Here is a 14,110-nt window from a genome sequence, read left to right on the forward strand (position 1 = left end):
CGGATGCCGCGACCGACTCGGTCGCGGCATCCGCTGTCTGTCGTCGGAGCACCGCTTCCGCCGGTTCACAACTCAGGAGATCGGCAGGCACGGACGCGGCGATCCGTCCCGCTGCTCCGAATCCCCCCGGATCTCCTGAGTTGCGAACGGCTCCGGGCGTCGATCAACCGGGCAGACTGGACGGGTGACCCGCGCTGCCTTCGACCTCGCCGCCATCGGTGCAGGCCTGTCGTTCGCGGGCGCCCTCGAGGAGCTCTCCGCTGCCCTCGACACGAGCGGCTCCGTGGTGGTGACCGCGCCGCCGGGCACGGGCAAGACCACCCTCGTACCGCCGCTCCTCGCCTCACGAACCACCGACCGCGTGATCGTCACCCAACCCCGCCGGGTCGCCGCGCGTGCCGCCGCCCGCCGACTCGCACACCTCGATGGCTCCCCGCTCGGATCCCGGGTGGGCTTCACCGTCCGCGGCGAGCGCACCGCCGGGCCGGATACGAGGGTCGAGTTCGTCACCGCCGGCGTGCTCCTGCGACGGTTGCTGGACGACCCGGGACTCGACGGCGTGAGTGCGGTCATCATCGATGAGGTGCACGAGCGTGCCCTCGAGACCGACCTCCTCGTCGGCCTGCTCTCGGAGGTGCGGGAGCTGCGGGATGACCTCGTCGTCGTCGCGATGTCCGCCACCCTCGACGCTGCCCGGCTCGCCGCCGTCATCGGCACCGCCGAGTCCCCCGCGCCGATCGTCGACCATGACGTCCCGGCCTTCCCCCTCACCGAGCGCTGGGCTCCGAGTCCCACGCCCCGCCTCGACGAACGGGGAGTCACCCGCGGCTTCCTCGACCACATCGCGAGTGTCTCCGCCTCCGCCGCCACCGAGCTGGTCCGCGAAGACCCCGAAGCCGACGTGCTCGTGTTCGCCCCGGGCGCTCGCGAGGTGTCGGAGATCGCCCGACGCGTCCGCACTCGGAACGGCGCCTTCGACGTGCGGGAGCTGCACGGCCAGATCCCGCCGGCGGAACAGGATGCCGTGATCCGCGGTCGTGCACCGGGGGGTGTGCCCCGCATCATCGTCGCCACCTCGCTCGCCGAGTCGTCGATCACGGTGCCGGGTGTGCGGATGGTCGTGGACAGCTGTCTGTCCCGGCAGCCGCAGCGCGACGCCGCCCGCGGCATGACGGGTCTGGTCACCACCGCCGCCTCCCGTTCCTCGTGCGTGCAGCGTGCCGGACGCGCGACGCGTCAGGGCCCCGGCATCGTCGTCCGGTGTGTGGACGAGCGCGCCTACGCGGCGGCTCACGCGCGTCCGTCCCCGGAGATCGCGACGGCCGACCTCACCGGCGCCGCCCTCCTCCTGGCGTGCTGGGGTGCCCCGGGCGGAGCAGGCCTGCGGTTGATCGAACCGCTGCGAGCCGACAGTCTCGCCGACGCCGTCGCGGTGCTTCGCGGTCTCGGAGCGATCGACGACGACGGGCGCGCCACGGCCGAGGGCCGCGTGCTGGCCCGCATCCCGACCGACCCCCGGCTGGCCAGGGCGCTGCGGGACGGCAGCCCCGTGGTGGGGAGCCGGCTCGCCGCCGAGGTCGTCGCGCTTCTGGGCGGTGATCAGCGCGTCCCGGATGCCGACGTCGCCCACGCTCTTGTCGCGTTGCGGGGCGGCGGGACTGCGGAGGCCCGTCGCTGGCGCGAGGACGCGCGTCGTCTGGAACGCCTCGCCGATCCGACACCGGACACCCGCGCGGGTCTCGACGGCGTCGGTCTCGTGATCGCGCTGGCCTTCCCCGAGCGTATCGCCCACCGTGTCGAGCACTCGGGATCGGGAGCCACGTTCCTGCTGGCCTCCGGCACGCGGGCCGGAGTGAGCGGTCCCCTCGCGTCCTCGGAATGGCTCGCCGTGGCCGACGTCGCCCGCGCTTCGTCCCGGGCGGCCGCCGGTTCCGGTGCGGTCATCCGCACGGCGGCGACCCTCACCGAGGAGCAGGCGGAGCGCGCGGCGGGCCCCCTGATGAGCGACCGCGTGGAAGCCGAGTTCGTCGGAGGTCGTGTGCAGGCCCGCCGCGAGCGCCGGATCGGTGCGATCCTGCGCTCATCGGTGCCGGTGCGAGCGGCGGCATCGACAGGGCGGGATGCCGTGGCCCGGGCGGTCCGACGCGATGGCCTCGGCATGTTCACCTGGTCCGACGGGGCGGAGGCCCTCCGCCGCAGACTCGCGCTGCTCCGACGTGAGCTCGGTGAGCCATGGCCCGATGTGTCGGACGCGGGGTTGATCGACGCCCTCGATGCCTGGATGGCACCGGAGCTCGAGGCTCTCGCATCCGGCACCCCCGCGAGTCGGCTGGATCTGTCCTCGGCGCCGCGCCGTCTGCTGCCCTGGCCCGAGGCCGTGCACCTCGAGGCCCTCGTCCCGGAGCGGCTCGAGGTCCCCAGCGGCTCCCGCGTCCGCATCACCTACCCGGAACCCGACGGGGATCCGACCGCACGCCCCGTCGTCGCGGTGAAGCTGCAGGAGTGCTTCGGGTGGGCGGCGACTCCCCGGCTGGTCGACGGTCGTGTTCCCGTCCTCTTCCATCTGCTGTCGCCCGCAGGCCGCCCGCTCGCCGTCACCGACGACCTCGCCTCGTTCTGGTCCGGCCCCTATGCCCAGGTGCGCGCCGAGATGCGCGGCCGCTACCCCCGGCACCCCTGGCCCGAGGACCCCTGGGCCGCCGTGCCGACGAAGCACACCAAGAACCGCGCCGCGCGCTGACCCAGGCCAGGACTCCGGCTCAGCGTGTACGCCGCCGCAGTGTGAGGGCGGCGAGCACCAGAGCGCCGACCGCGAAGGCCACGACGATGAGCAGCGGACCGAACACGTCCCACTCTTCGTCCCCCGCCGTGACGGCGTTGATCGTGTCGATCGCGTAGCTGAGCGGCAGCCAGTCGGAGATGGCGTACAGCACGTCGGGCATCTGGTCGCGCGGCATGAACAACCCGCCGAGGATGATCTGCGGGAACACCAGCAACGGCATGAACTGCACGGCCTGGAACTCGGTCTGGGCGAACGCGCTCGCCAGCAGGCCGAGGGCTGTGCCGAGCAGTGCGTCGACCACCGCGACGAGGCCCAGCTGCCACAGCGGTCCGTCGACGTCGAGCCCGCACACCCCGACCGCGAACGACACCGTGATCACCGCCTGCAGCACGGCCATCAGCCCGAAGGCGAGCGCGTACCCGAGGATGAAGTCGGCCTTCTCGAGCGGCGTGGTCATCAGCCGTTCAAGCGTGCCGGAACGGCGTTCGCGCAAGGTGGTGATCGACGTGATGAGGAACATCACGATGAACGGGAACAGCGCCAGGATGGCACCGCCGAACTGGTCGAACACACCGTCCTGCTCGCTGAACAGCCAGGCGAAGAGGCCGACGAGCAGGCTCGGGGCGATGAGCATCAGGGCGATGGACCGCGGGTCGTGTCGGAGCTGCGTGAGCACACGGCCGGCGGTCGCGAACAGCCGGCGGCCGTTCATGTCCCGTCCTCCTCCTTGTGTTCCTGCGCTTCTCGGCGTGCGCGCCGGGAGGACGCGGCGCCGGCGGCTCTGTCGCGTTCGATCAGCGCCAGGAACGCGGCCTCGGCGTCGGTCGTGTCGGTGTCGGCGAGCAGGGACGACGGCGTGGTGTCGGCGATGATCCTCCCCTCCCGCATCAGCAGCAGCCGGTCGCAGCGCACCGCCTCGTCCATCACGTGACTGGACACGATGAGCGTGACGCCCCGGTCGGCCAGCCGGCGGAACAGGGTCCAGAGCTCCGCCCGCAACACGGGGTCGAGTCCGACGGTCGGCTCGTCCAGCACGATCAGTTCCGGCGAGCCGATCAGAGCCACCGCGAGCGACACCCGCGTCGCCTGGCCGCCGCTCAGCGCATCGACGAGCTGCGTGGCCTGTGCGCCGAGGCCGACCTCCTGGATGACCCGGTCGACATCGCCCTTCGGCGCCTTCAGGAGCGACGCGAAGTACGAGAGGTTCTGCCGCACGCTGAGGTCGCCGTAGACCGAGGCGCCCTGCGTACCGTAGGCCACGCGGTGCCGGAGCCGACGCGAACCGCCCGGCTCACCCAGAACGGTCACGTCGCCGGAGGCGATCCGCTGCACACCGACGATCGACCGCATGAGCGTGGTCTTGCCGCACCCCGAGGGGCCGAGGAGACCCGTGATCTGCCCGCGGGGGACGGCGAGGTCGATGCCGTCGAACACGGATACGGCCCCACGCCGCACGCGGAGCTGCGTGATCTCGACCGCCGCGTTATTCATCATGCGATGAATTATGCGCCTCGCCTCGTCGGGCGTCAACGGCTCGGTGGGCACAGCTGCGGAGCGCCGGATCGACACGCCGTCGTCGGCCCGTGCCGACCGGCGCGGCGGCCGAGATCTCCGCAGCCGTGCCCGGGGACGCGGGCGTCAGTCGAAGAGGTAGCGCTGGACGGTGGGGCCGACGCGGCGGACGAGCTCGTCGACGGAGGCTCCGGCGAGCGCGGGGAGCTGCAGCACGTAGCGACCGATGAGCATGCCGGCGATCTGCGAGGCGACGAGGGCGGCGCGGAGGTCAGCGTCCTCCACGTCGAGGCGTCGTGCCACGCGGGAGAGCAGTTCGCGGGAGAGGAAGCCGGCGAGCAGGGGGGTCGTCAGCCTGCTCCCGATCGCCGTGCGCAGGAGCAGCACCCCGCGGCGGCGCACGTCGGGCTTCTCGAACGCGTCGAGCACATAGCGGACGAGCCGGGCCCCCGCTTCGTCCTTCGGCCCCGCGAGGATCTCCGGGACGTCGAGGTCGGGGCGCAACGGGATCCCGGCGGCCTCTGCGAACAGGTCGGCCTTGGTGCCGAAGTAGTGGTGGACGAGCGCGGAGTCGACGCCGGCGCGGGCGGCGATCGACCGCACCGTGGCGCCGTCGTACCCCTGCGCGCCGAACTCGTCGACGGCCGCGGACACGATGCGCTCGCGGGAGTCGGTGCCGCCGCGCGGGCGCCCGCGTCGTCTCGGTGCCCTCTGCTCGGTCATGCCCGTCAGCCTACGGCTCCGCGGAGCCTCGCTCGTCGAGCAGATGCCGGAGATACCGCTGCGGCTGCCCGAGGAACGAGCGCCAGTGGTTCACGATCTCGAGGTCCTCCCAGGCGGCAGGGCGGAGCCCCCACGCCCCGACCTCCAGGATGGTGGCGCCCGGGAGCGCCGCGAGCACCGGGGAGTGCGTGGCGCACAGCACCTGGCCACCCTCGTCGGCGATGCGCTGCAGCACGGCGATCAGCGTGAGAGTCGAATGGAACGACAGGGCGGCCTCCGGCTCGTCCAGGCAGTAGAACCCCGGATCATCGAAGCGGCTGTCGAGCAGGGCGAGGAACGACTCCCCGTGGCTCATCTCGTGGAAGGGCACGTCGCCGCGCAGGGAGGGGTTCTCCTCGAGGTACGTGTAGAACGAGTGCATCGTCTCGGCCCGCAGGAAGAATCCCCAGCGGTGCGCGCCGACGCCCCGTTGGAGGCGCAGCCAGTCCGACAGCGGCGACTCGGTCGGACGCGTCCGGTGCTGCGCCTGCCGGGATCCGCCTTCCGGGGAGAGACCGTACGCGATCGCGATGCCCTCGACGAGGGTGGACTTCCCGCTGCCGTTCTCGCCGACGAGGAAGGTCACTCCCGGTCCCAGATCCAGTCCCTCGCGCAGCACCTGTGCCACCGCGGGGATGTTCGTCGGCCACGTCCCGTCCGGGGTCGGCGCCTCGTCGTTCGCCCGCACCGCGACGACCGGCTGCTGCCTCATATGCCTCTCCCTTCCCTCCTCCGTCGACCCACCCCTCTGTGTGCCTGCCACCCCTCTTCGTGCGCACGTAACGGGCCGGGGCGCACGAGAGGGGGTGGGTCGGCGAGGTCAGCACTCGATGACGTTCACCGCCAGACCGCCCTCGCTGGTCTCCTTGTACTTGGTCGACATGTCGAGACCGGTCTGGCGCATCGTCTCGACGACGGCATCCAGCGAGACATAGTGGCTCCCGTCGCCGCGGAGCGCGAGACGTGCGGCGGTGACCGCGGTGGAGGCGGCGATCGCGTTGCGCTCGATGCACGGGATCTGCACGAGTCCGCCGATCGGGTCGCATGTGAGGCCGAGGTGATGCTCCATCGCGATCTCCGCGGCGTTCTCGATCTGCCGGTTCGTGCCGCCCATCACCGCGGTGAGCCCACCCGCGGCCATCGCGCACGCGGAGCCGACCTCGGCCTGACACCCGCCTTCGGCGCCGGAGATCGAGGCGTTGGCCTTGAACAGCGACCCGAGGGCGGTGGCCGTCAGCAGGAACCGGCGGATGCCCCGGCGGCGATTGGCCTCCGCGATCTCCGCGTCCTCCCCGTCGAGTGCGGGAGCGGGCGGCGGGGCCCCGTCGAACCCGAGCAGCGCGCTGCCGACGAGCTCCCCGTACGGCGTCACCGCGTTCCCGGCGCCGAGCCCCGAGTCGGCAAGGAAGCGCCACCAGTACATCGCCACCGCGGGGAGAATGCCCGCCGCGCCGTTGGTCGGAGCGGTCACGACGCGCCCACCCGCCGCGTTCTCCTCGTTGACGGCCAGCGCGAACGCGCCGAGCCACTCGCCGGGCAGCTCTCGGTGCCCCTCGGCTTCGACCGCCTCGAGCTGTGCGCGGATCGTGCCGGCGCGGCGCTTCACCTGCAGCATGCCCGGAAGCACCCCGTCGGCGTGGAGCCCCGCGTCCACGCAGCCCGACATCGCATCCCAGATCGCGTCGAGGCCGGCGGCGACCTCCTCCTCGCTCCGCAGCGCCGTCTCGTTGCGGCGGGCGACCTCCGCGATGGACAGTCCGAGCTCGTCGCACAGGGCGAGCAGCGAGGCGGCATCGGCATACGGGTGCGGGAAGGCGCCGGTGGAGAGCTGCGCTTCCTCCCCCTCGCGCCGGATGAACCCGCCGCCGATCGAGTAGTACGTCTGCTCGAACAGGATGGTTCCGTCCCGGTCACGGGCGATGAGCGTCATGGCGTTCGGATGACCGGGGAGGCGGGTCCGCGGCGCGAACACGATGTCGTCCTTCTGGAACGGCACCGCGTGGGCGCCGTCGATCCGCAGCGGCTCCCCCTCGGGGTAGGCGGACCAGGCCGCGCGCACCGCCGCCGGGTCACAGGTCTCGGGTGCGAGACCGCGCAGCCCCGCGACCACCGCGTCCGGGGTGCCATGGCCGATGCCGGTGGCGCCGAGCGAGCCGTACAGCGTGCATTCGACCCGGGCGATGCGGTCGAGCTCGCCGGAGCCGGAGAGCCGGCGCGCGAAGTCGAGTGCCGCCCGCATCGGTCCGACGGTGTGCGAGCTGGACGGGCCGACGCCGATGGAGAAGAGGTCGAAGGCCGAGACGTACGCAGTCACCCCTCCAGGCTACGCCGAGTTCACGGATCCGGTTCACCGCGATTAACCGCGTGGCCGACGGGTCGGCGTCAAGGCCCTTCATCTCGTGTCGAGGCGGAGGCAGGCTGAGAGCACGACATCGCAGAAAGGGACGATCATGACCGACAACACTCCCGAACCGACCGCGAACGACGAGCTCTCGCCCGAGGCGCAGACCCCCACGCCGACCCCCGCGTCCGACACCTCGGAGGGCGAGGCGACGACCCCGGAGCAGGCGGACTCCCCGGAGGACGCGGACCCGGCCGAGGTCCCGAGCACCGAGGAGCTGGAGGAGCCCAGCACCGAGAAGTCCCCCGGCGAGGAGCCGAAGGCCCCGAAGCGCGACGACCCGGAACCGGATCACGAGGCCGTCGGCATCGGCGTCGACTGACCCGTCCCGAAGCCCGGACTATCGTCGAGACCCCGCCCTGCAGACGTCTGCAGGGCGGGGTCTCGACGCGAGAGCGGGGTCTCGGGGATCTACTCGACGAGCTTGCCGGTCGTGTCGACGTCGCGCATGAGCTCGGCGATCTCCTCGGGGATCGCGGGGATCTCCTCGCGGGTCACGCCGGCGGACGGGGACCACACGAGGTTCACCTGCAGCGTGGGATCGGTGTCCGGGAAGTCGCTGCGGTTGTGGCATCCGCGAGTCTCCCGACGCTCCCGCGCCGCCTCCAGCGTGGCCCGGGCAGCGAGCGCGGAGGCCTTGAGGTCGAACGCGTGCGCGAGGTCCTGGAATCCGGCGATGTCCGGGTGGATGCCGATGTCCTCCATGCGCCCCTCGATCATGTCGAGGTCGGCGAGGCCCGCCTTCAGCCCGTCCTCCGACCGCACCACGCCGGCGTACTCCGTCATGAGGTTGCGGATCGCGCGCTGCAGAGCCCGCACGTTCTCGCGCCCCTCCGCGGCGAGGAGGTCGTCGATCTCGGCACGAGCGGCGGCGACCGCATCGGCCGACCGGCGCTGGGCGTCGAGCCCCGCAGCGTGGGCCATGGCGGCCTGACCGACGATCCGGCCATAGACGAGCAACTCGATGAGCGAGTTCCCGCCGAGACGGTTCGCGCCGTGGAGTCCGCTCGACGCCTCCCCGATCGCGTACAGCCCGTCGACGTCGGTCTGGTGGTCGTCCGGCCGCACCCACACGCCGCCCATCGAGTAGTGCGCGGTCGGCGCGATCTCGATCGGGTCCGCGGTGATGTCGAGCATCTGCAGCTCCATCATCGTCTGATAGACGCGCGGAAGCCGGGTCATGATGGTCTCGCGGGGCAGGTGCGACACGTCGAGCCAGACGCCGCCGTTCCCCGTACCGCGGCCCTCCTGGATCTCCGTGTAGGCGGCGAGCGCGACACGGTCGCGCGTCGACAGCTCCATCCGCTCGGGGTCGTACTTCTCCATGAACCGCTCGCCCCGGGCATTGCGGAGGATGCCGCCCTCCCCGCGCGCGGCCTCGGAGATGAGCGTGCCGGCGGCGTTCTCGGGCTCGATGATGCCGGACGGATGGAACTGCACCAGCTCGGGGTCGCGGAGCCGGGCTCCCGCCTCCACAGCGAGCCGGAAGGAGTCTCCGGTGTTCTCGTCACGCCTCGACGACGTCCGGCGCCAGATGCGGTTGTGCCCGCCCGCGGCGAGGATCACCGCGTCCGCATGGATGAGGTAGCGCGTGCCGTCCGCCTGATCGAAGCCGTACGCGCCGAAGATGACGTTGTCGCGCACGAGCAGACGGGTGATGTAGACGTTGTCGAGGATGGGGACGTCGAGCTGCTCGGCGCGGGCGACCAGCGTCCGCTGGATCTCGAGGCCGGTGTAATCGCCGGCGAAGGCGGTGCGGCGGTAGGTGTGCGCACCGAAGAAGCGCTGCGAGATGCGGCCGTCGCCCTCGCGGGCGAAGTCCATGCCCCAGCGCTCGAGGTCGCGGATGCCGCGCTCGGCGCCCTGGGTGACGATCTGGACGGTATGGGGGTTGGCGAGGAGGTAGCTTTCCTTGATCGTGTCCGCCGCGTGCTGCTGCCAGCTGTCTTCGGCGTCCATCGTGCCGAGAGCGGCGTTGATGCCGCCAGCCGCGAGCGACGTGTGGGCGTCCTGCCGCGGGCGTTTGCCGACGGCGAGCACGTCGACGCCGTGCTCGGCGACCTCGATCGCGGCGCGGAGCCCGGAGCCTCCGGTGCCGATCACGAGGACCGTGGTGGAGATCTGACGTTCGGGTGCATTCATGCTCTCGACGCTAGTTAGGCGATCCTAATAACTCCAATGCATAGTTCGTCTGGAAACCATGCGGGTACGCTATGGATATGAACCTCGAGCAGCTCCGCGGGTTCGTCGAAGTCGCCCGCCTCGGCCACTTCACCCGCGCCTCCGAGCACCTCCACCTCGCCCAGCCGTCGCTGAGCCGTCAGATCTCGACCCTCGAACGCGAGCTCGGCGCCGAGCTGTTCCATCGCGCGCGGGGCCACATCGCCCTGACGGCGGCCGGGGAGACGGTCCTCCCTCGCGCGCAGCGCATGCTCGCCGAGGCCGACGCCATCCGCGACGAGGTGGCCGAGCTCGCCGGGCTCCGCCGTGGCCGGGTGCGACTCGGCGCCCCGCCCACCCTGTGCATCAGCCTCGTGGCGGAAGCTCTCAGCTCGTTCCATGCCACCCACCCCGGCATCGATCTGCACCTCACGGAGGGCGGCTCTCGCCTGCTCGTCGAGCAGCTCGCGGTCGGCGCGGTCGACATCGCCCTCGTGACCCAGTCCGAGGGTCCGGTGCCGGCAGGGGTCAGCCTCACGCACGTCCCGCTGCTCGCCGAGGAGCTCGTGGTGATCTCGTCGGCGGCGGCCCCTCCGGTGACCCACGGCTCGTCCGTGAGCCTGGCGCACCTCGCCACGCTCCCGCTCATCCAGTTCGACGAGAGCTACGAACTGCGCGCCGCGATGGACGCCGCCTTTCGGGCCGCCGATCTCACCCCGACCCTCGCGCTGGAGGGCGCGGAGATGGATGCGGTGCTGCGCTTCGTCGAGCGCGGCGTCGGCGTCGCGGTGGTCCCAGCGATGGTGCTGTACGAACGCCCCGCACTGCGATCCGCGCGTCTCGCCCACCCCGCGATGTCCCGGACGATCAGCCTCGCCCACCGCTCCGACGTGACGCCCGCCGTCGCGGTCGCCGCGATGCGGTCGGCGATCATGGCGACGGCGGCCGACCTCGCGGAACGCGATCCCGCTATCACCAGCCTGCTCTGACCGCGGCACCTGCCCCCGGACAGCGAAAACCCCCGCCGCTTCCGCGACGGGGGTTTCCGTACTGTCTCAACACAGTGTGCGCCTCGAGGGACTCGAACCCCCAACCTTCTGATCCGTAGTCAGATGCTCTATCCATTGAGCTAGAGGCGCAAGACCCGCGGTGCTTTACCGCTCAGCGGGCCGACGACCAGCCTACAACAGACGAGACCGGAAAGCGAAACGAGGGCTCACTCCCCCTTCGCGGCCACCTTCTCCTGCTTCTTCCGCCGCTTCTCCCTGGCCCGCTGCTGCGAGGAGAGCGCCTGCAGGTCGACGAGCCGCAGTGCCTGCATCCGCGCCTCACGCATACGTGCGTAGTCGGGATCCTGATCGGGTCGCATGCCCTCGACGCGCAGTCGACGGTCGAGGTTGTGCCGCACGTCGGCCCAGGCCGCCGCGCGCGCCTCCTCGACGATGCTCTCGAGTTGCGGCCGGTCGTCCATCATCTCGCGCAGACGCTGCGCGACGCCGAGCGACTGCTTCGCCCGCCTCCGGAGATTGCGCACATCGCGGTCGCGGTAGTCGTGCGTGCCGACCGGATCGGAATGCCGACCGCGGGCGCGCTTGCGCAAGGCCGTGACCGTGGCCGCGGCCTCCTCCGACTCCTCGGCCATCGCCCCGAGCGCAGCCCTCGCATCCTCGACGTACTTGTCGAGGTCGAAGACGCCGTCCTCGGCGATGGTGCCGATGAGGATGTGATTCTTCACGGCGAGGCGCGCAGCGGCCGTCGCGATCGCGACGCCTTCGGCGATGGCATCCGCAGTCCGTCCCACCGGCACCTCCTTCTCTCGAGCGTACCGGTACCGATGCCGCGCAGTCTCGGCCGGATTGGCTCCGGATCAGCATGCCGCACACCTCCGACATCGAAGCCATGTCGGGCCGGGGCTAGCGGACGACCCCGACCCAGATACCGGAGGCCCAGGTCTGCTGCTCGCCGGAGCACCCGACCGAACCCGGGAAGCCGCGGACGACGGCCATGCAGTTGGCCAGGAACTCCGGATCGCCGCCGAACATCGTCGCGTAGGCGCCGGACGAGGTGAGGGCACCCCAGACCCGGAACTGATGGATGTGGGCGAGCTCGTGCGCCATCGCCCAGTTCAGGCGTCCGTCGCTCCACCTTGTGATGTCGGCACGGTACTTGATGTAGCCGTTGCTGTTGGCGCAGGCCGGCGCTGTGCCGCCCGCACACGACGACGACTCGTACAGCCCGACGCCCCCGCCGCCCACCCGGTCGAGGGCCGCGCGCACCCGCGCATAGCCGTCCGGCCCGCTCGACGTCCACACGGGCCCGCCGGGACCGGCGCTCTGCGACGCCTGCCACCCTGCGACCTCGGTGCCGACCTTCTGCGTGAGCGCCTCGACCGTCGCGGTCGCCGCGACCACGGTGTCGGGATCGTGGCGCTCGGCGCGCACCGTCTCCTGAGCCGACCGGGCGGACGCGAGATGCGCCGCGGTGTCGACCTTGCCGTCCGCACCACGGAGGACGGCCGCGAGCGTCGAGAGCTCCTCGAGGAACGCGGGACGCACGGCCAGCACGGCGGCCCGATCCGCGGTGTCCTGCTCGGCCTGCGCGACGGCGCCGGACAGGTGGTCGGTGCGCTGCGCGGCGTCGTGCGATCGGTCGGCCAGAACAGAGAGCTGCGCCAACGCCTCCGCCCGCTCGTGGTCCAGCGCGTCGGCCCGGGCGACGACGGCCGCCGCGAGGAGCACGGCCACCGACACCGTCACCGCCAGTTTCCGGCGCATCACGGCAGGAAGCCCGTCGTGTCCGAGAGATCGGCGTCCTGCTCAGCGATACGGGACCGGAGTTCGGTGAGACGCTCCGCGAGGGCGAGGTTCTCCGTCTGCGACTCGTCGAGCACGTCCTCGATCCGAGCGATCTCGGCCTTCACAGCGGCGACGTCCGCGGCACGCTCCTGGTCGGCCACGACGAGGAGCGCAGCACCGCCGAGCAGGAGGATTCCCCCGACGACGACAGCAAGATTTCGCATCTCGCTCCCCAGGACAGCGCGAACAGACCGGACCGACTCCGACCGGACAAGGATACAACCGGCCTTCCGCGCGGTGGGGGTGTCTTCGCGGACGCGCTCAGCCGGTCACGGTCTGCGCCAGCCGTCGTTCGGCTGCCGAATGTCCGCTGGCCAGGTGAGCGGGGACCATCCGGCGCACCGCCTCGACGTCCCGCGCGGCGACGGCCTCGAGGATGACGCGGTGCTCGTCCGCCATCGCCGCCAGATCGTCGTGCTGTCCGAACAGCCACCGCAGGCGGGTCAGGAACACCGCGATGAGCTCGCCCAGCATCTCGTTGCCCGCCAGATCCACGGCGATCTCGTGGAACTCGGCCGCCGCTGTGCGCGCGGTCTCGGCGTCTCCTGCCCGCGCCGCCGCGGCCTCGCGCTCATAGGCATCCCGCAGGCGTGCGAGCCCGGCGGCGTCATGCCGCTCGGCCGCGAAGACGAAGATGAGGGTCTCGATCGCCTCCCGCACCTCGGCGAAGTTGCGGATGTCGTCATGGGTGAACTCCCGCACGACCGCCCACGTCCGCGGTCGTGCGACCACCACGCCCTCCGCGACCAGCGTCCTGATAGCCTCCCGCACCGGGAGACGCGACACCTGCAGCTCGGCCGCGATGTCCCGTTCCACGAGACGCGATCCCGGTGGGCGTCGCCCGAGCACGATGTCGTCTCGGAGGATCCTCGTGACCCTGACCGACTCGAGTTCCCCGCCTACCCCCACAGCCCCCGCCATCCGGGCATTCTCGCACCCCGGCCCGGGATTGGCCAAGTTTGGTATCCCAGACCGGAGGCGCGAGCCGGCTCAGGGCAGACGGTTCGCCCGCGCGACGTTCGCGGTCAGCTCTTCCGCGTTCTGCCGGACGACGTACGCCGGACGGTCGCGCTCGACCCGCCACGACTCGCTGAGCGGGCCGACGTTGACCGTGTCGAAGCCGGCCTCGTCGTAGAAGCGGGTCACGAAGGCCACAGCCTCGGCGTCATCACCGGCGGTGGCCAGCGCCCGACGGTTCGGCGTACCGGCCGGAGTCCCGTCGGTCGTGATGTCCGCGGCGTAGATGTGGTTGAACGCCTTGGCGATCCTCGACTCCGGAAGCTGCGCCTGCACGAGCTCGGACGTGGTGGTCTCGCCCTTGTCGAGGGCCTCGATGTGCCCGTCGCGCTCGAAGTAGTAGTTGTTCGTGTCGAGCACGATCTTCCCGGCGAGCTGTGCGGCGGGAAGCTGATCGATCGCGTGCAGCGGCACCGTCACCACGGCCACGTCCGCCGCGGCGGCCGCTTCCTCCGCCGTCGCCGCCTTCGCGTGCGGCCCGAGCTCTGCGACGAGGTCGGCCAAGGTCTCCGGCCCTCGCGAGTTCGCGATCACGACGTCATAGCCGTTGGCCACCGCCACTCGGGCGACCTGGCTGCCGATGTTGCCTGCTCCGATGATTCCGAGAGTTGTCATGCTCGG

The 14,110-nt window shown here is 71.5% G+C and carries 14 protein-coding genes and 1 tRNA gene; 3 read left to right on the forward strand and 12 right to left on the reverse strand.

Annotated features, from left to right (window positions below; translation table 11 throughout):
- Window positions 1-184: 184 nt before the first annotated feature.
- Entirely contained in the window at window positions 185-2,740 is a 2,556-nt protein-coding gene (gene hrpB, locus ACIGJI_RS07145; RefSeq protein ID WP_363444642.1) for an ATP-dependent helicase HrpB, read from the forward strand.
- A gap of 19 nt (window positions 2,741-2,759) precedes the next feature.
- Here hrpB and ACIGJI_RS07150 read toward each other — a convergent pair whose 3' ends face one another.
- The 5 genes from ACIGJI_RS07150 to ACIGJI_RS07170 form a co-directional block, all read right to left on the reverse strand.
- Entirely contained in the window at window positions 2,760-3,494 is a 735-nt protein-coding gene (locus ACIGJI_RS07150) for an ABC transporter permease (protein WP_292794557.1), read from the reverse strand.
- Window positions 3,491-4,276 carry an ABC transporter ATP-binding protein gene (locus ACIGJI_RS07155; protein WP_363444645.1) on the reverse strand — a complete coding sequence of 262 codons (786 nt, stop codon included), beginning with the start codon at window positions 4,274-4,276 and terminating at the stop codon, window positions 3,491-3,493. Before ACIGJI_RS07155 ends, ACIGJI_RS07150 begins: the two co-directional genes overlap by 4 nt.
- A 144-nt stretch (window positions 4,277-4,420) precedes the next feature.
- Window positions 4,421-5,017, reverse strand: coding sequence for a TetR family transcriptional regulator (locus ACIGJI_RS07160; protein ID WP_315637205.1), 597 nt, complete (start codon window positions 5,015-5,017; stop codon window positions 4,421-4,423).
- 10 nt (window positions 5,018-5,027) lie between these two features.
- Window positions 5,028-5,768: an AAA family ATPase gene (locus tag ACIGJI_RS07165; protein WP_363444648.1), complete on the reverse strand. Its 741-nt coding sequence runs from the start codon at window positions 5,766-5,768 to the stop codon at window positions 5,028-5,030.
- A gap of 108 nt (window positions 5,769-5,876) precedes the next feature.
- Window positions 5,877-7,370, reverse strand: a complete 1,494-nt coding sequence (locus ACIGJI_RS07170) for an L-serine ammonia-lyase, iron-sulfur-dependent, subunit alpha (RefSeq protein ID WP_363444651.1) — start codon at window positions 7,368-7,370, stop codon at window positions 5,877-5,879.
- Between the two features lie 136 nt (window positions 7,371-7,506).
- Here ACIGJI_RS07170 and ACIGJI_RS07175 point away from each other — a divergent pair, with 136 nt between their 5' ends.
- Window positions 7,507-7,779 carry a hypothetical protein gene (locus ACIGJI_RS07175; RefSeq protein ID WP_363444654.1) on the forward strand — a complete coding sequence of 91 codons (273 nt, stop codon included), beginning with the start codon at window positions 7,507-7,509 and terminating at the stop codon, window positions 7,777-7,779.
- 89 nt (window positions 7,780-7,868) lie between these two features.
- On the opposite strand, the gene ACIGJI_RS07180 is transcribed toward ACIGJI_RS07175, so the two are convergent.
- Window positions 7,869-9,599 carry an FAD-binding protein gene (locus tag ACIGJI_RS07180; RefSeq protein ID WP_363444657.1) on the reverse strand — a complete coding sequence of 577 codons (1,731 nt, stop codon included), beginning with the start codon at window positions 9,597-9,599 and terminating at the stop codon, window positions 7,869-7,871.
- A 71-nt stretch (window positions 9,600-9,670) separates the two neighbouring features.
- On the opposite strand from ACIGJI_RS07180, the gene ACIGJI_RS07185 reads away from it, so the two are divergent.
- Window positions 9,671-10,606: a LysR family transcriptional regulator gene (locus tag ACIGJI_RS07185; RefSeq protein WP_396667021.1), complete on the forward strand. Its 936-nt coding sequence runs from the start codon at window positions 9,671-9,673 to the stop codon at window positions 10,604-10,606.
- A gap of 77 nt (window positions 10,607-10,683) precedes the next feature.
- Here the strand turns inward: ACIGJI_RS07185 and ACIGJI_RS07190 are convergent.
- From ACIGJI_RS07190 to ACIGJI_RS07215, 6 genes are all read right to left on the reverse strand, one after another.
- Window positions 10,684-10,756, reverse strand: a tRNA-Arg gene (locus tag ACIGJI_RS07190).
- Window positions 10,757-10,833: 77 nt separating this feature from the next.
- Entirely contained in the window at window positions 10,834-11,418 is a 585-nt protein-coding gene (locus ACIGJI_RS07195; RefSeq protein WP_268777610.1) for an asparagine synthase, read from the reverse strand.
- A gap of 112 nt (window positions 11,419-11,530) precedes the next feature.
- A complete protein-coding gene (locus tag ACIGJI_RS07200; protein ID WP_363444663.1) occupies window positions 11,531-12,391 on the reverse strand; it encodes a hypothetical protein in 861 nt (286 codons plus the stop codon).
- Complete coding sequence (locus tag ACIGJI_RS07205; RefSeq protein ID WP_292794537.1) at window positions 12,391-12,636, reverse strand: hypothetical protein; 246 nt, start codon at window positions 12,634-12,636, stop codon at window positions 12,391-12,393. The genes ACIGJI_RS07200 and ACIGJI_RS07205 overlap by 1 nt, the downstream gene beginning before the upstream one ends.
- A gap of 97 nt (window positions 12,637-12,733) precedes the next feature.
- On the reverse strand, window positions 12,734-13,393 hold the full coding sequence (locus ACIGJI_RS07210; RefSeq protein WP_187663251.1) for a GntR family transcriptional regulator: 660 nt from the start codon (window positions 13,391-13,393) through the stop codon (window positions 12,734-12,736).
- A 69-nt stretch (window positions 13,394-13,462) separates the two neighbouring features.
- Window positions 13,463-14,104, reverse strand: coding sequence for an NADPH-dependent F420 reductase (locus tag ACIGJI_RS07215; RefSeq protein ID WP_259953666.1), 642 nt, complete (start codon window positions 14,102-14,104; stop codon window positions 13,463-13,465).
- Window positions 14,105-14,110 lie beyond the last annotated feature (6 nt).

Source organism: Microbacterium sp. NPDC064978 (assembly GCF_044543605.1).
In the GTDB taxonomy this organism is placed as follows: Bacteria; Actinomycetota; Actinomycetes; order Actinomycetales; family Microbacteriaceae; genus Microbacterium; species Microbacterium meiriae.